Consider the following 15,701-nt stretch of genomic DNA (forward strand, 5'->3'; position numbering starts at 1 on the left):
AAAAGAAGGGCAAAGATGGACGACTTTTACGCCGCCCGCAGCAGGGTCATCCCGCCGCTACCGTGGTCGACTTTCTCACCGCCGTTCTCACGCGCTGTACACCAACTTCGCCATTGGCTGGTTTGCCGCCTGCCAGCCCCATTTCAAAAATCCCTATTGAACCCGAAGTATCGTCTTCCTTGACGGCGGCTTTGGATTTTACACTGCCGCTGACGCAGGATCCTCCGAACTGGCAGCAAAGGCTTTTCCCTTCAACAGGGAAAATCGCCAAAGCGGCCGTTCCACAACGGGCTTAGGAGCTCCTTGACCGCTCTTTGACCAGATGGCGCTCAGGCATGGAAACAAAAGGGCCTGGCTCAGCGCATAACCAGAGCTAGCAAATAGGCGTCAGGATCATGAAATTGGGCTTCTTCGCGCAAGGAGGGCGAAGACAGGCAACACTGTCACGATCCAGACCACGCTATAAATTGCGGATGGGATGGCATATGCGCTTAACCCATCGGTGTTCGGCAACAGCAAGGTGGCAATTGCGATGCCCAAAGCCCCGTTTTGAACGCCGGTTTCAATTGAAATCGTTTTAGCCTCAACATCTGTGCACCCAAGCAACCGTGAACTCATGACGCCTGTAAGCGTGAGTAACGCGCCTACACTAAAAAGTGCCGGTCCAAGTCTAAGGTAGTTTTCCGCGACCACCCCCCAGTTTGAAATGATCGCCCCTCCGACGACCACTGCAAAAAGTAGCATAGAGATTTTGCTAAAGATCGGCTCGATATCGGCGACGGTTCGCGAGGCCACGGATCGCACGGCCACGCCGGCCAGGATCGGCGAAACTGTCCACAAAAACATCGCTAAAACCGTCGAAGAAATGTCGACCGCAGGCGCTGTTGCTCCCATGAACAACTGCACCGAAAACCCCAGGATGAGCGGTACGGTCAGGACGCATGTCAGACTGAAGACTGCTGTAAGAGTAACGGACAAAGCGACATCCCAATTCGAAAGCTTGGTCACGATGTTACTGATCGCCCCGCCCGGACAGGCCGCTAAAATCATGATGCCAACAGCTGTCTCAGCGGAAATCCCAAAGATAAAAGTCACGATCAAAGCGATGCAAGGCAGCAAAATGATCTGGTTGAGAGCGCCGACGCAAAAGGCCCGTGGACGTCGTCCGATGCGTTGAAAGTCAGCCGCTGTGAGTCCGAGGCCAAGGCAGAACATGATGACAACAACTGCGAGCGGCAGCAGCACAGATATGAAAATTTCTCCCATCTACCATGACCTCTATGACTGCATGCTTCCGCACGCTTTCGGACGATACCGTTCAGAAAACCTGATGACGAGTTTTGTCAGTCTGGCGCATTTATCCTCAAGCGCCCGAAGATCGAGGCTGTCTTTATTTATTATACCTATCACAGGGTTGGACGATCTGGCGTGAAAGAGCTTTCCAGTGCTAATCTCACTGTATGGCAAGTGTAACTTACGCATTCGCCCGCGCGATGGCCAACGCCGCCGGGATGACGCTGAACGACGATGGCGCCCTGATTTCGAATGGCGCTGTCGTGCTGCGTTTACCAGAAGCTCAAGACGGCCAATTGGCGGATGATGCGTATTTCGATTTGATAGATTGGATTCGTGCGCAACAAGCGGACGAGGCCGCGTTGGTTGAGGCCTATGCAAACGCGATTGCGACCGATGATCTCGGCGTACTTGGCCTGGCCGTTAAGACAGCTCCGACCTTGCGGCAATCATTGCAACGGATCGAGCGTTATTTTCGTCTCGTCACGGACACCGCAGTTTACAGACTTGATGAAACCGGCGACCCGGTTCTTTGGATTTTTGAAGGACAAACACCACATCGCGCCGCCTTGGAGCTGCGCAACGAATGCGCGCTTGCGGCCTTTGCGAGGAACATGCATCGGTTTGTGGGTGATGGGTTGTCGCTCGCATATGTCACGTTTCAGCATGCATGCAGACAAGAGCCAGAACATTACGCCGAATATTTCGGGTGCCCGGTTCGATTTGGGAGCGCCCACAATGCCATTGCTATGCGCCCTGCTATGCTGGAAAGCGAAAATCGTCTTGGCGATCCGGGCTTGTCAGATTTCATGACGAAGCACCTGGATGAGGAGTTCAACTCTCGCGATGACGACACCTCACTGAGCCAAGCAATTGTCCACCGGCTTACGCCAGCCCTGAGTAACGGCGCACCGCAGGCGGCGCATGTCGCCCAAGAGATGGGAATGAGCGAGCGCACTCTTTACCGCAGGTTGGCCGAAGAAGGGCTGACCTATCGCGACGTTCTTGGTCAGGCACAAGTTGCACTCGCTCGTGACCTGCTCCGTGACGGTAAGGCTTCCATCGCCGAGATCGCCTTTATGACCGGGTTTTCGGAACAGAGCACGTTCAGCCGCGCCTTCAAGCGTTGGGTCGGACTGGCTCCCGCTCGTTTCCGACAGCAAGCGACCTCAGACTAGACGCACAGCTCAAGACCACATGGCAGGTTCGGCCAAAACCTTGGCAGGGCGGGCCGATACCTAGGTCAATGTGGTGTCTAACTTCTTCTTTGTCAGATCCACTTGGGGCGCTGCCGAGTAAGGCAGACCGTTTTGCCCCTCTCAGACAAAGGAAATTTGCAATGAGCAATCATGACCACAAACGTGGAGCCAGCTGCGCTTGCGACGTCACGCCCGAACGCGTTGATATGGCGCGCCGCCGCCTCCTGACGCAAGCCGCCGGGGTGGCCGCGGCAGGTACAACAATAATGGCTGGCGGGCAGGCCCTTGCCGCGACCGACGAAGCACGCGCCTACTATGCTGACCCGGAAAATCCAGGCCTTCCCCAAATCGACATGACCATCGAGCCGGGGCGTACTGCGCTTGTGGTGACCGACCCCCAGATTGATTTTTTGTCAGAGGACGGTGTGACGTGGGGCGTCGTTGGCGAAAGCGTGACCGAGCAGGGCACCGTCGACAATATCGAACGGCTTTTCATTGCCGCCAAGGCTGCGGGGATGCCGGTCTTCATCTCGCCCCACTATTACTACCCACATGACCACAAGTGGGAGTTCGAGGGCACTCTGGAAGCCACGATGCACAGCATCGGCATGTTTGACCGCCTGGGACCGCTCAATTTGGACAACTTCGAGGGCTCAGGTGCCGACTGGATGCCGCAATACAAGAAGTACATCGAGGATGGCGAAACCATCATTTGCTCGCCACACAAGGTTTACAGCCCTGCTCAGAATGACCTGAACCTGCAATTGCGTAAACGCAAGATCGACAAGGTGATCCTCGCGGGGATGTCGGCGAACCTGTGTACGCAGGCGCATCTCTACGAGCTGCTGGAGCTGGGCTACGAAGTCGCTGTCGTTCGCGATGCCACGGCCGGGGCCAAGGTGCCTGAAGGCGACGGATATCTCGCCGCCATCATCAACTTCCGCATGGTCGCCAACGGCGTCTGGTGGACCGACGACGCGGTTGAGCGCATCGGCCAATCAGCCTGACCCGAACTGACTTTCCAATTTGATCCTGACATCACGAAAGGACACAATATGAAACGCATCTTTACATTTCCTGCGCTTACAACAGCGCTGACTCTTGCCCTGGCGGCGGCGGCATTGGCCGATGATGAATACAACGTTTCGAACAGTCTTACTTTGACCGGACACCCCCTTGGTATGCACGGCGTCGATCCTGTGTCGATGTTTGAAGCTGAGAAACCCGAGATGGGCAACGCCGCTTACACGTCGGCTCATGACGGTGTGGACTACTATTTTGCATCACAGGCAGCGCAAGCCACGTTCGAAGCGGATCCGACGGCACATCTGCCTCAATTCGGCGGCTTCTGCGCCTTTGGCGTCTATGTCGGCAAGAAGCTTGATGGCGATGTTCGGTATGCCGATATCGTCGACGGCAAGCTCTATCTCTTTGTGAATGAAGACATCTTCAAGAAGTACCTCGAGGACAAAGAGACCGTGATCCAAGGCGCCCATGCCAAGTGGGCAGACATCCACCACACGCCTGTCGGCAGCCTTTGATCGAGGAATTTGGTGGCTTTTGCCGGTCGGAGCCACCGCTGCCTCTCCCCTCCCCAAAAGGCCGGCATCTCTCCAAGACGCCCTGTCCGCAATGACAATTCGCGTGCGTCGAAAACTCTTCCCAAAGGAACCCAGACATGACTGATTTTGAGACATATACAATCGCCTCAGCCCCTGATGCCGCGAAACCAATTCTGGAAGCATCGCTGAGAGGATATGGTTTTGTGCCCAACCTTTATGCGGCCATGGCCGAAGCGCCCGCAATTTTGGAAGGCTATACGACACTTTCCAACATCTTTGGAAAGACCAGCCTGTCAGAGACTGAGCGCCAGATCATCCTTATGACTAACAACCGGTTGAACGGGTGCAAGTACTGCATGGCCGCCCATACCACTCTTTCACAGATGGCCGGTGTCCCCGAAGACGTGATCGCAGCGTTACGCGATGGCAGCCCTATCGCCGACCCCAAATTGGAAGCACTGCGCAAATTCGCCATCGTGATCAACGAAAGCCGAGGCTGGCCCAGCGACGCACAGGTCGAGGCGTTTCTAACGGCTGGTTACACACGCCAATCTATGCTGGAAGTCATCCTCGGCACAGCGTTGAAAACCCTGTCGAACTATACGAACCATGTGGCGGACACCGCGTTGGATGATGCTTTTGTGCCAAATGCATGGATCGCCTCGGTCGCGGCAGTGGCTGAATAGCGCGACGCCCGCCCATTTGTTAATCTTGCTTTTGACCTGTGTTGGGTTCCCGACAAGAAGGGCATGTGATTTGAGACGTCCGGCAATAAAGTCAACAAAGGCGCGCACCTTCGCAGACACGGTTCGTCCCTCTTGATGCGCAAGATGGATGGGGACCTCGGGTGGTTCATACGACTTTAGTACAGTCTTGAGCCGCCCATCTGCAATGTAAGGTGCGACTTGATAGGACAGAAGCCGTCCGACACCATGACCTTGCAAGGCCAACTCGATCACAGCGTCATTTGTGTTCATGCTGATGCGTGGGCTCATGCGTTTGGATATAGTCTTTCCCGGCTTCTAAAAGGTGTCTGACGTCAGCGCCCATGGGACAGTTTAGGTCGATCTGATAAGAGAGGGTTTCTGGCTCATCGTAAGCGCCGAGGAGTGGAGATGAGATAGGTCAAAGCGTCAAGCGTTTGATCCAGTGGATCAAACGTAGCGCATGACCGGAACCAAGCAGAGCCACGGTGAGAAGGTCGTAAAGGACATTCGCCGTGCGACCCGCAAACAGTACTCCGCAGAAGAGAAGATCAGGATCGTGCTGGACGGCCTAAAAGGCGAGGACATGCGGTCACGCAGTGTCCGCCATCAGCACCCATGGAACAGACTAGGTTGATTGCGTAGCGGAGGATTTCAGGCTCATCGTAACCATCAGAGAGTGGAGATGAGAATGAAATCCGGGAAACAGAAAGCGTCAGTAGAGAGAGTTGTCAAAGACATCCGCAGGAAGACACGGCGCCAGCATTCGGCAGAGGAGAAGATCCGTATTGTGTTGGATGGGCTTCGTGGTGAAGACAGCATAGCGGAGCTGTGTCGCCGTGAAGGAATAGCTACGAGCCTGTATTACAGCTGGTCGAAAGAGTTCCTTGAGGCCGGTAAGAAGCGGTTGGCTGGCGATACCGCACGCCAGGCTACCAGCTCTGAGGTGAAGGATTTGAGAGCGGAATCGTCGGCGCTGAAAGAGGTAGTCGCCGACCTGACCCTTGAGAACCGGCTGCTCAAAAAAAGCATGTTCGAGGATGGGGGAGACGACGAATGAGATATCCCGCATCCGAAAAGCTTGAGATCATCCGGCTGGTTGACGGTTCGCACCTGCCGATCAAACGCACACTGGAAAAGCTCGGCATTCCCAGAACGACCTTCTACCGCTGGTACGACAGGTATCTGTCTTTCGGCGAGGCCGGGCTTGAGGATCGCCATTCCCGGCCAGGTAGGGTTTGGAACCGCATCCCCGACAAGGTGCGCAAGCAGATCGTGGAACTGGCTCTGGAAGAACCCGAGTTATCGCCCCGCGAGCTTGCGGTGCGGTTCACCGACACCAGGCGCTACTTCGTTTCTGAGGCCAGTGTTTACAGGCTTCTGAAGGCACAAGATCTGATCACTAGCCCAGCCTGCATCACCATCAAAGCGGCGGATGAATTCCATGAGAAGACTGTGCGGCCGAACCAGCTTTGGCAGACCGACTTCACCTATCTCAAAGTCATCGGTTGGGGCTGGTTCTACCTGTCTACGATCCTGGATGATTACAGCCGTTACGTTGTCTCTTGGCGCCTTTGCACCACGATGAAAGCTGACGATGTCACAGGAACACTGGAAGACGCTTTGGCTGCATCAGGTTGTGACAGTGTCACCGTTGCCCACAAGCCCCGGCTGCTCAGCGACAACGGCAGCAGTTACATCTCTGGCGAGTTGGCGAAATGGCTGGATGAGCAGGGTATGGATCATGTTCGGGGAGCGCCCAACCATCCGCAGACCCAGGGCAAGATTGAGCGATGGCATCAGACGATGAAGAACCGTGTCCTGATGGAAAACTACTATCTGCAAGGAGCGCTCGAACAGGCCATCGGCGACTTCATCAATCACTACAACCACAACCGATACCACGAGAGCATCAGCAATCTGACACCCGCCGATGTCTATTTCGGTCGAGCCGAAACAATCCTCAGACGCAGAAAGGAAATCAAACACCAGACAATCCAGAAACGCCGCTTGCTGCATCATCAGAACGCGGCGTAGATTGAAACTACGGCGAGCCTGATCCTCCTAAGCCAATCAAACGCTCGTGTTCCAAATCATTCGATGACGGACAATAGGCGTTCCCAAAGTCACCGATGAGTAGCACGGTGCGTAATTCACCAAGAACTTTAATAGGCAACACTGATGCGCAGTGCATTGTACGACATCAGTCATAGATTTCTACTGACAGCGCATCCATTGCATATGAGGTTTCGATATTTGCCTGGCCGTCCACGTAATTGAGTGACTGGGACCTGCTCAGTGCCCGCATTTCCCCGCTTATCCAGACCGGTTTGTATAGTTCATTGATTTCGAAGCCTTGTTCGTATCGCACATAGACCATCTGATTGGCCGGAGGAGGCGGTGTGTGAATGCACGCTCCAACTGTCGGAACCAGAAGGAATTCGACCGCCTTCTGGTCGACAATATCCAGGGGAAGGAGATAGCCAGGAAGACGCACGTTCTCCCCCAAGAGATCAAGATTCGGTTCGCGCGAGGCAATCGACCGTTGATTCATCACAATTTCGCGTTGTTCAAACAACCAATCTGGGTCAAGGCCTTGAGATACAAGAACTTCGCGGATCTGAACCGCTTCAGCGCGCTTCTCATCATCCGCAGTGTCCGCATGCAGAACCTCAATTCGGTAAAGCATGGCCAACGCATTGATCTGAGAATATTCTAGGGTGGCAAATGGATCGTGGTAGGGCCGCTCTTCAGGAAGGAGATCTTGCCAACTGATATTGCGCGGATCCGCTGCAAGAAGAGGCGCCGCAATCGCAAGGGTGAATAAGACATTCAGAAAATGCGTAATGGTCTTCATTTCAGCGGGTCCTCTTATTCAATGCCGCACCGACAGCCCGTCTGATAGCGTCAAACGGTACACCCTTAGCGCAGGTATAATACTAGCAAGAAGACCAGAGCAGAAAACGAGGGCTATGAGAAGAACCTCGCGAACACTTGGCAGGTCAACACCGATGCGAAGCCCAAAATTTGCTGCAAGAACCGGATCGATAACAAGCGTGAGGGCGCTGAGTGCGATTAATCCAAGCACGATGCCGGCCAACAACAGTAAAACGGCTTCAAGCAAGATCAGGGAAAAGACTCCGGCTGGTGTTGCACCCACGGATCGAAGGATCGCAAATTCACGCCGTCGGCTGTCGAGCGAAGCAGACAACATGACCACCATGCCGATCATTCCAGCCACTGCCACAGCGCCCGCCATCAGGCGCAGCGCAGTCTCGGCCGCGCCGGTAATCGACCAAAGCTGTAACAGCGCAACATTGGGAAGAACAGCAGTCAGTGCCTCGTCGCGATGGTCTGCAAGTTGCCGTTGAACTGAAAGAACCGCCGTTTTCTCCTCTAGCCCGACAAAAATTGCGTTGATGGTCCCTGGTTCGTGATCATGGCCACCGTGATCGTGCCCGCGAAAGGTCTCGACAGCTTCCGCCTCGTCTTCATTGTCGCTTTCGTGGGTATGACTGTCGTCATGTTCCTGATGCCCTTCTTCGTGCTCGTCAGGCTCGCCGTGCTCCGCATAGTCATCGTCTTGTCCATGGCCGTCGTCGTGATCCACATGCACGTCTGCAAATTCGCTGTCTGCGTGATCTTCATTATGGGAATGTTCGGTGTCATGGTCTTCGTGTTCTTCGGTGGCCTTAGGTGCATCGACCAAAAAGAATGGGTCCGCAACCTCTGATGCAAGTTCTTCGTGTAAGGCGTCAAAACCCTCGAGCGAGACAAAAACCATTCTGTCGACAGACGTCCCGGTATGACCCAGCACGCCGGTCACTGTGAAAGGCGCTTCGTCGTGGACATCAAAGGCGACTTCCCCTGAGCCATGGGCATTCACGATTTCAGAACCTGACGTGTACCCGAAAGTCTGAGCAACTTTTGCTCCAATCACTGCGCCATCTGGAGACTGAAACGGAACACCTTCAGCGAATTTCAGTTGCTGGCCGCCACTATGACGAAAGTGATCAAAATATTGCTCGGACGTTCCGATCACGGGATATCCAAGATGGTTGTCACCCATCATGATCGGCACTGCCCAGCTTACCTGAGGCAGATCTTCGATCATCTCGTAGCTGTCCCAGCTGATACCGGTGCCTGTTGTGCCGACACCAAAAACCGTTGCCATCAGGATCTGCACATCGTTTCCGCGTGCCGCAATGATCAGGTCGATACCTGATGCAGAATTGGCAAAACCCGCTCGTGCCTCTGTTCGCAGCCGTTCAACCCCAACAATCAAAGCCACGCTCAAGGCAATGCTAATAACAGTCAACGCAGCGATGAAGCGACGATTGAGAAGGCTTTTTACACAAAGGTTGATCATCACGTTTTGCCCGCGTTTAGTACCGGCAATTCAACGCTCCGATCGAAGTGTTTTTCCAGGCTGCGATCGTGGCTGACAAATAGCAAACTCGCCCCTGATGCTTTGCATTCCTTCAGCAACAGCTGGGCAAACGTATCTTTCGCTTCCTCATCCAAAGCCGAGGTGGGTTCATCCGCCAACACAACTTCGGGCGCCCCTATCAAAGCCCGCGCCGCCGCAACTCGCTGTTGCTGCCCAACACTCAGGGCGCTGGCAGGTCGATTGATCAGCTCAGCATCCTTAAGACCCAGCTCACTTAGCAACCGTGTCGCGGTAGCCTTGGGGTCCGGCCCCGATCCATTACGACGTAGCACTGAAAACCGACAGGGCAGTAGCGTGTTTTCAAGCGCACTGAGCCAAGGCAAAAGATTAAAGACTTGGAAGACAATCCCCAAATGATCCACGCGAAAACGGTCACGATCACCTCCGGCCAAAGCCCCAACATCCGTGCCTGCAACGCGAACAGAGTTTTTCGGCACATCGATCACGCCGGCAATTGCCGAAAGCAATGTGGTCTTTCCGCTGCCACTGGGACCTCTCATAAACACGCTTTCCCCGGCCCCAAGATCGAAGTTATCGATTGAAAGCACCGGGTCAGGTTGACCAGGCCACCTAAATACCAAGGATTTGAGTTCGACAGTTTTCACTAATGACACAGATGAATTGACCCGGTTTTTCAAAGATAATTGAGCTTCTTGGTGACCCAGAAAAGGATCTCTGCCAAAACACCAATGGCTCCAGCCTTGTCTGTCTTGACCAAAGCTGTTCCTGATGTTCCAAAATGCAAGGAATTTTTGTCTGTGCCCACAGGTAGTTCAACCAATACGATGTAGCTGGATATCCCGGTTAAGTCGCGCAAAGAGGGAAGGCCTGATCTTAAATCAACGGTACCTTCGCCAGTTCCAACCGGAAAATCGGATATACGGCCGGTGATTTCTCCACCGGGTTCCGTTCTAAAAGCAAGCCGGATTTCATCACCAACCGAAACATTGGCGCGACTAGATTGGGGCAGAGTAGCAATTACTGCATAGTCTCCAGGTTCGACAAAAGTTATTGCCCCTTGTAGCGGAGTGGCACGGTTGCCTGGTCGCAGAGATACAGCCGTAACAACGCCGTTTCCTGGCGCTTTTACAACTGTTTGTTCTAAATCCCAAAGAGCTTGCGCAAGCGTCTGTTCAGCCTCCACAACACCTGCGTCACGCCCGTCGATTTTCGCGGCGATACGCCGTTCAAGGCTTGTCTTCCGGGCTTCGGCTGCGCGGATGTTTGCGGTCAACTGGTCGATGGTTGAGACAGCCTCTTGCAGTTGGAACGTAGTAGAAGCCCCTCGCTCCTCCAAACGGATGATGTCATCGCGACGCTGGATTCCGAAAGTCAGCTGAGCAGTTAAAGATTCTATCTCCGCCTCGGCGGCTGACAAATCTGATACCAGTTGATCGGCAGATGACTTTGCAGTTTCCAAGACAGCTTCGAGCCGGGAGACCTCGGCTTTGTAAACTTCATTGTCTATCCGGAATAGAGGCTCGCCCTTTGCGACTTTTTGGTTTGGCTCCACAACGACTTCTGTAACAGTACCAGCCACGTTTGGAGCAATATTCGTTGAAACTCCCTGAACCGATATAGGACCAGTCGGAGTTGTGTGGTTCAGAGCGCCGATGACGACCAAAGCAATAACAGCGGCTACACCGTAAACCAGAGTTTTCCAGAACCCAGTCCAGGGGAGAAGGTGGAACTTGGAGAAGACCAGCCAGACTATTCCAAAGTAGAGGCCAAGTACGATCAACAAGACTTCAATCCTCCGTTTTGTTTCTGGAAAGTTCAAGCGACCACCCAAACTTTCGAGTGATCGCCCTGTTTGTCATGGCGACTTAATTGTCGCCTTGCTCTTCCAGCGCTTTGCGGTTGGCTTCGCGATGGCGCCACGCTGCACCCATGCTCTCTTTCAGGTTATCCGGAAGAGCATCCAAAGGCACAACAAGATCGCCGTCAACTGGCCATTCGGTCAGCAACTCGGGGTGGTATCCTTCGGGATAATACAGCTTCGGATCGATCTCCATTTCGCGCACATAAGGCTCCTGAATATCTACGCGCTGATGCGGAGGATGCGGCACCACAAGCTGGCCATTGCTGAAGTCAAACTGCGGCGCCCGTGAGTTCGGGAACCGTGGCAGAATACCTTCGCGCACCCAAATCTGATCCTTTGTCACGTTGACAACGATGCCGTCAGGCGCACCAAAGTGATAGGGACCTTTCCAATGCTCGCGGATCTCCGCAACGGTCTCCTCAATCTGATAGGGATCATAGCTCATGTGCGTATTCATCAGAAGTCGGGGCTGCACCAGATTGGCAATGTAGCCAGCGGCATAGCTGGGTGTGTGATGAGTATCGACGGTATAACGCCCCAAGAATGGCGGCACGCCCTGAACACCAGATGAGATTTCGATGATTTCCTGCTGCTGTTCGGTGACAAAGACATCACAGCCTTTGGCGAAAGGTATGTCGATCATGTTAGGTCGACCGTCACCCGTCCAGATGAAGCACAAGCCATTCCAGTCCAATCGATATCCGGATGCACCGTCCTTGGCATGGCTTCGCTGCCAGTGCGTGACTTTCACCCCGTCTTCGTCATAGATCACGCCGCCATTGTCGCGGAAATCGAATTCGTTGACGATGATGTCCCAGCCTTTGCCAACCGGAAACACGCTAAACGCATCCCGGTGCCAACCGGTCATCATTTTCATGCCTTCGACCATCGTCGCTGTACCGTATTCTTCGGTTCGGCCCGATGGACCATGCACCGTCAGCTGCTCATGCCATCCGCCGGCCCAGGTTCCGAACATCCACAGGTATGGCAAACCGCCAAAGTGGTCCACGTGCAAGTGGGTAATGAACACGTCAGTGATTTCATTCAATGCATACCCACTGGCAATGATATTTGCAGGTGAGCCCTCACCAATGTCGAACATAAAAATCTTGCCGTTGCCCAGTTCGACAAGAATGGCAGTGTTCATCTGTCCGGGACGAATGAACGGGGCCGATCCCATGAAGATGATCCGCATCTCATTGGGCTGAACATCCTCGGTGCGTGGGAACCAGTTTGCTGCGCTTTTCAACCACGGTTGCGGCGAGATGCCTTCAAACGTCAAACCCTCTTTCCAGCGCCCCATTGGCACACCGCCGCCTAAGGCAGCGGCAATATCTTCTTGTGACGAGGGCTCTTGTACTGGAACCCCCTGACCAAATGAACTCGTGGCGAAAAGTGTCGCCGCGGTGGCGAGAGCGCCGAGTGATTTAGTCGACTTCTTCCATCTGTCTTGCAGCATTTTCAGTCCTATTTTTGAGCCTGGGTGAATATCGGAACCATTTCTGAAATGGATTTCGGGATGATATCTGATTGGGCGACCTGAGAAAGATGTTCGGCGATTTCTTCCGCCAGGCCGTCTAAGCTTTCGGTGACGGGGCAGTTCAGACATGCCTGAGTTGTCTCATTGGCTATCTCCGGCCTCTCCAACTCGGCCGAGAGCAGATCGAAATCCTGGCAAAGCGTCTCAAATCCATGATGAGTTTTTCGCATGTGGCGGATGCGATTGATTTGGTCAGGGAAAATGAGTTCTAGTAAACTGACGCCTGTCATCGTCCGGCCACCTGGTTCCTCTCTGAGCATGAGCTTGATGGCACAAGGCGTACCACTGAAGGGTAAAACCGTGAAATTAGGGTGACATCCAGATGGTCAGGCAGCAGTATAGGGTTGAAAACACAGCGTAACTTGAATTGTGAGATGGCTGAGCAAGATCTGACACTTGATCCGGAACGGCATGCGACCCGCGTAAGGGAAGCCTTGGAACGCGTGTTGGCCAGTGACACGTTCACCAAGGCAGAACGCCTGCGGAATTTCCTGAACTACGTAGTTGAAGAGGCCATAGAAGGCAGGTCAGAAGCTATTCTTGGCAAAACAATTGCTCAGGATGTCTACTTCAAGAGTTTCGCCAGCGAAGACAGTCACATCAACGTCGTTCGCGTCGATGCTGGGCGGTTGCGAAGGAAACTTCAGCAGTACTATGAAACGGCAGGTGCTGGAGACGATCTGCGCATTCACATTGATAGCGGCGGCTACGCGCCTTGGTTCGAAGACCGCTCAAGTACATTTCAGAGCAATGTTGATCGTACGCCATTCAGCCCGGGCTTGCCCTGGCTGATAGGCATCCCTGCTATCACCGTAGCGATCATTGCTCTTGCCTACATCTGGGGCGGGCGCATAGAACAGGTTGTTGACCTCAACCAAAAGACATCCGCGCGCTCACTTGAGCGACGGGCTCTTTCCACTAAATCACCCGCTGCAGTACAGGCGTCAAACTACTGCGACCAAGCTCGGGGCCTGCTGTTTCCAATCGCATCTATCGATAACCAGATCCTGGCCAGCGAAATATTTAGAGTGGCAATAAAAGAGGCCCCCGATTTTTACTGTGGATATGCCGGATTGGCCCATAGTCTGGGAACCCAGGCCCTCCTAACGCGTGGCGAGGAAGAGCGTGACACGCTGATACTGGATTCAGGACAAATGGCACAGAAAGCTGTGGACATTGCGCCCTCAAACGGCTGGAGCCAATCCGCAATGGCATGGGTATCTTACGTTTCTGGCGACTATGACAGCGCATTGGAGTATTCAGCACTCGCCCAGTCGCTTCGACCCAAAGACGGAAACGTTCTGGACTTTCGCGGCGTGATACTGCTGGTTATGGGTCGCTTTGAAGAAGCGTATGATGTCAGTGACCCAAGCCATCCCAGAGAGATCGGAAGTCATCAGTTTGCCAACAGGAACATTCGCGCGGTTGCCAGTTTTCACATCGGTGAGTTTAGGGAAGCAATCGCGTCTTTGAAATTTGCGAGTGACAATGGGGACCCGGTCAGCGCGCTCTCGTTGGTTTATTTGGCGGCTTCCTATCAGAGTTTGGGTGAATTCGAAGAGGCAAAGGCAACACTAAGACAACTTAAACAGTCCTGGCCAGAGTTCAGGCCAGATCTTGTACTAGCTGTGTTTTATTCCAGTCCAGATTTTTCAGAAGAGGTGATTTCAGCCTTAACGGATGCGGGATGGCAGTTTTAAGATATACCCTTACGAGCCATGGCTGGAGACAGGCCCACGTACGTAAAGTGTGTTTTACCGCCAACACAAGCGAACATACCTTGATAGTGTTATTGAACGCCGAAAGCGGTCATTGGAATTTGCTGTAGCTAACGGCAGCTTTTGTTCTCGCTGCGTGCGCACGCGGCACGAATCTTTCTGCGACTGCGTGAATATTCGTGCCGCGCCGCGATGTGAAAAGGCGCCGTTCATGTAAAGTGCAGCAAGCCGAGGGGGATTGACCTGCCCCCCCGAAACTTCCCACGTTGTGATGTAGAGTTTGCTCAACCTTTGGAAGGTGCATACGAAGGCGAAAGAGCCGTTTCACGCAAGCCCAGATCATCGGGATGATCAAAGAACAGGAAGCCGGGATGCCGACTGCGGAGTTGTGCCGGAAGAACGGTCTCAGCCAGGGCAGTTTCTACAAATACAAATCGAAGTATGGCGGCATGGAGGTGTCTGACGTCGCGAAGCTGAGAGCGATGGAGGACGAGAATGCCAAGCTCAAGCGGCTGCTGGCCGAGGCCATGCTGGACAACGTGGTGCTGAAGGATCTTTTGGGAAAGAACTGACGACGCCAAATGAGCGGCGAGAGGCCGCGCTCAGGGCGATGCGGGATCATGACATCTCGCAACGCCGGGCCTGCCGACTTGTCTGTATCGATCCGAAGACGGTCCGGCGTGAACGCCCACCGGACAATCCCGAGATACTCAAGGAGATGAAGGTTGTCGCTGCCAAGCGCCGCCGGTTCGGCAATCGGCGGATTGGCGTGATGCTGGAACGCAAGGGGATGATCATGAACCACAAGAAGCTCTATCGCCTGTACACGGATGAGAAGCTGGGTGTCAGGCGACGACGGGGCCGCAAACGGGCGCGGGGATCGCGGACACCAATGCCGAAGGCGCTGAGACCGGGCGAACGCTGGTCGCTGGACTTCCTGTCTGACGCGTTCGGGGCTTCACGCCGGTTCCGCATTCTGGCGGTGAACGATGATTGCTGCCGCGAGAACCTGTGCCTGATGGCCGACACGAGCATCTCAGGGGCCAGAGTCGCGCGGGAGCTGAATGCGCTTGTCCGGGTCTATTGCAGACCGACCAGCATTGTCAGCGACAACTGGACCGCGTTCACCAGCCGGGCAATCCTTAAGTGGGCCAACGACAACGGCGTCGACTGGCACTACATCGATCCGGGCAAGCCGCAGCAGAACGCCTTCATCGAAAGCTTCAACGGCAGCTTGCGCGACGAGCTCCTGAACGAGGAGATGTTCGACAGCCTGGAGGATGCCCGGCGCAAGCTGGCGCTCTGGCGATACGACTACAACAGGTGTTGTCACGTTAACTTCCGACCCACCAAGGAATGCTGATGCCCGGACTTCAAGCAGCTCGAGTGGCGGCATTCCAGGCGTCAAATGCT

At 54.2% G+C, this 15,701-nt stretch carries 15 protein-coding genes and 2 pseudogenes; 9 read left to right on the plus strand and 8 right to left on the minus strand.

Annotated elements, in window-relative coordinates; translation table 11 throughout:
- On the plus strand, positions 1-296 hold a 296-nt coding region (locus ACR0ER_RS24985; RefSeq protein ID WP_480771183.1), incomplete at its 5' end, for a hypothetical protein.
- Between the two features lie 97 nt (positions 297-393).
- On the opposite strand, the gene ACR0ER_RS24990 is transcribed toward ACR0ER_RS24985, so the two are convergent.
- Positions 394-1,266, minus strand: a complete 873-nt coding sequence (locus ACR0ER_RS24990; RefSeq protein WP_480771184.1) for a bile acid:sodium symporter family protein — start codon at positions 1,264-1,266, stop codon at positions 394-396.
- A 227-nt stretch (positions 1,267-1,493) separates the two neighbouring features.
- On the opposite strand from ACR0ER_RS24990, the gene ACR0ER_RS24995 reads away from it, so the two are divergent.
- The 4 genes from ACR0ER_RS24995 (at position 1,494) to ACR0ER_RS25010 (ending at position 4,740) form a co-directional block, all read left to right on the plus strand.
- Positions 1,494-2,471, plus strand: a complete 978-nt coding sequence (locus tag ACR0ER_RS24995; protein ID WP_480771185.1) for an AraC family transcriptional regulator ligand-binding domain-containing protein — start codon at positions 1,494-1,496, stop codon at positions 2,469-2,471.
- Between the two features lie 161 nt (positions 2,472-2,632).
- Positions 2,633-3,499, plus strand: coding sequence for a cysteine hydrolase family protein (locus tag ACR0ER_RS25000; RefSeq protein ID WP_480771186.1), 867 nt, complete (start codon positions 2,633-2,635; stop codon positions 3,497-3,499).
- 48 nt (positions 3,500-3,547) lie between these two features.
- Positions 3,548-4,033: a YHS domain-containing (seleno)protein gene (locus ACR0ER_RS25005; RefSeq protein WP_480771187.1), complete on the plus strand. Its 486-nt coding sequence runs from the start codon at positions 3,548-3,550 to the stop codon at positions 4,031-4,033.
- A gap of 137 nt (positions 4,034-4,170) precedes the next feature.
- Positions 4,171-4,740: a carboxymuconolactone decarboxylase family protein gene (locus tag ACR0ER_RS25010; protein ID WP_480771188.1), complete on the plus strand. Its 570-nt coding sequence runs from the start codon at positions 4,171-4,173 to the stop codon at positions 4,738-4,740.
- A gap of 87 nt (positions 4,741-4,827) precedes the next feature.
- Here the strand turns inward: ACR0ER_RS25010 and ACR0ER_RS25015 are convergent.
- Positions 4,828-5,049 (minus strand): annotated as a pseudogene (locus ACR0ER_RS25015) (LysR substrate-binding domain-containing protein); the annotation flags it as partial.
- Positions 5,050-5,221: 172 nt separating this feature from the next.
- On the opposite strand from ACR0ER_RS25015, the gene ACR0ER_RS25020 reads away from it, so the two are divergent.
- On the plus strand, positions 5,222-5,395 hold the full coding sequence (locus tag ACR0ER_RS25020; protein ID WP_480771197.1) for a hypothetical protein: 174 nt from the start codon (positions 5,222-5,224) through the stop codon (positions 5,393-5,395).
- Between the two features lie 48 nt (positions 5,396-5,443).
- Positions 5,444-6,795, plus strand: a protein-coding gene (locus ACR0ER_RS25025) for an IS3 family transposase (RefSeq protein WP_480771195.1) whose coding sequence is annotated in 2 segments (ribosomal slippage) — positions 5,444-5,780 and positions 5,780-6,795 — 1,353 coding nt in all. Because the reading frame shifts where the segments join, the coding sequence is not laid out codon by codon here.
- A 166-nt stretch (positions 6,796-6,961) separates the two neighbouring features.
- On the opposite strand, the gene ACR0ER_RS25030 is transcribed toward ACR0ER_RS25025, so the two are convergent.
- Genes ACR0ER_RS25030 through ACR0ER_RS25055 form a run of 6 tightly spaced genes read right to left on the minus strand, consistent with a single transcriptional unit; the run spans position 6,962 to position 12,800 of the window.
- A complete protein-coding gene (locus ACR0ER_RS25030) occupies positions 6,962-7,615 on the minus strand; it encodes a DUF3299 domain-containing protein (RefSeq protein ID WP_480771189.1) in 654 nt (217 codons plus the stop codon).
- A gap of 18 nt (positions 7,616-7,633) precedes the next feature.
- Positions 7,634-9,127: an ABC transporter permease gene (locus ACR0ER_RS25035; protein ID WP_480771196.1), complete on the minus strand. Its 1,494-nt coding sequence runs from the start codon at positions 9,125-9,127 to the stop codon at positions 7,634-7,636.
- Positions 9,127-9,846: an ABC transporter ATP-binding protein gene (locus ACR0ER_RS25040; protein ID WP_480771190.1), complete on the minus strand. Its 720-nt coding sequence runs from the start codon at positions 9,844-9,846 to the stop codon at positions 9,127-9,129. The genes ACR0ER_RS25035 and ACR0ER_RS25040 overlap by 1 nt, the downstream gene beginning before the upstream one ends.
- Positions 9,843-10,988, minus strand: a complete 1,146-nt coding sequence (locus ACR0ER_RS25045) for an HlyD family secretion protein (protein WP_480771191.1) — start codon at positions 10,986-10,988, stop codon at positions 9,843-9,845. The genes ACR0ER_RS25040 and ACR0ER_RS25045 overlap by 4 nt, the downstream gene beginning before the upstream one ends.
- Positions 10,989-11,034: 46 nt before the next feature.
- Positions 11,035-12,489: a guanitoxin biosynthesis MBL fold metallo-hydrolase GntH gene (gene gntH / locus ACR0ER_RS25050; protein ID WP_480771192.1), complete on the minus strand. Its 1,455-nt coding sequence runs from the start codon at positions 12,487-12,489 to the stop codon at positions 11,035-11,037.
- Positions 12,490-12,497: 8 nt separating this feature from the next.
- Positions 12,498-12,800, minus strand: coding sequence for a hypothetical protein (locus ACR0ER_RS25055; RefSeq protein ID WP_480771193.1), 303 nt, complete (start codon positions 12,798-12,800; stop codon positions 12,498-12,500).
- Between the two features lie 144 nt (positions 12,801-12,944).
- On the opposite strand from ACR0ER_RS25055, the gene ACR0ER_RS25060 reads away from it, so the two are divergent.
- Together ACR0ER_RS25060 and ACR0ER_RS25065 are read left to right on the plus strand one after the other, a co-directional pair.
- Entirely contained in the window at positions 12,945-14,270 is a 1,326-nt protein-coding gene (locus ACR0ER_RS25060; RefSeq protein WP_480771194.1) for a tetratricopeptide repeat protein, read from the plus strand.
- Positions 14,271-14,635: 365 nt separating this feature from the next.
- Positions 14,636-15,636 (plus strand): annotated as a pseudogene (locus tag ACR0ER_RS25065) (IS3 family transposase); the annotation flags it as partial.
- Positions 15,637-15,701: the final 65 nt, after the last annotated feature.

The sequence above is a fragment of the Ruegeria sp. CH8 genome, from assembly GCF_056536985.1.

Excerpts from the sequence above, each read along its gene's own strand:
- ACR0ER_RS25030 (WP_480771189.1), bottom strand. The coding sequence starts at position 7,615 with ATGAAGACCATTACGCATTTTCTGAATGTCTTATTCACCCTTGCGATT.
- ACR0ER_RS25020 (WP_480771197.1), top strand. The coding sequence starts at position 5,222 with ATGACCGGAACCAAGCAGAGCCACGGTGAGAAGGTCGTAAAGGACATT.
- ACR0ER_RS25055 (WP_480771193.1), bottom strand. The coding sequence starts at position 12,800 with ATGACAGGCGTCAGTTTACTAGAACTCATTTTCCCTGACCAAATCAAT.
- ACR0ER_RS25000 (WP_480771186.1), top strand. The coding sequence starts at position 2,633 with ATGAGCAATCATGACCACAAACGTGGAGCCAGCTGCGCTTGCGACGTC.
- ACR0ER_RS25035 (WP_480771196.1), bottom strand. The coding sequence starts at position 9,127 with ATGATCAACCTTTGTGTAAAAAGCCTTCTCAATCGTCGCTTCATCGCT.
- ACR0ER_RS24990 (WP_480771184.1), bottom strand. The coding sequence starts at position 1,266 with ATGGGAGAAATTTTCATATCTGTGCTGCTGCCGCTCGCAGTTGTTGTC.
- ACR0ER_RS25010 (WP_480771188.1), top strand. The coding sequence starts at position 4,171 with ATGACTGATTTTGAGACATATACAATCGCCTCAGCCCCTGATGCCGCG.
- ACR0ER_RS24995 (WP_480771185.1), top strand. The coding sequence starts at position 1,494 with ATGGCCAACGCCGCCGGGATGACGCTGAACGACGATGGCGCCCTGATT.
- gntH (WP_480771192.1), bottom strand. The coding sequence starts at position 12,489 with ATGCTGCAAGACAGATGGAAGAAGTCGACTAAATCACTCGGCGCTCTC.
- ACR0ER_RS25060 (WP_480771194.1), top strand. The coding sequence starts at position 12,945 with ATGGCTGAGCAAGATCTGACACTTGATCCGGAACGGCATGCGACCCGC.
- ACR0ER_RS25005 (WP_480771187.1), top strand. The coding sequence starts at position 3,548 with ATGAAACGCATCTTTACATTTCCTGCGCTTACAACAGCGCTGACTCTT.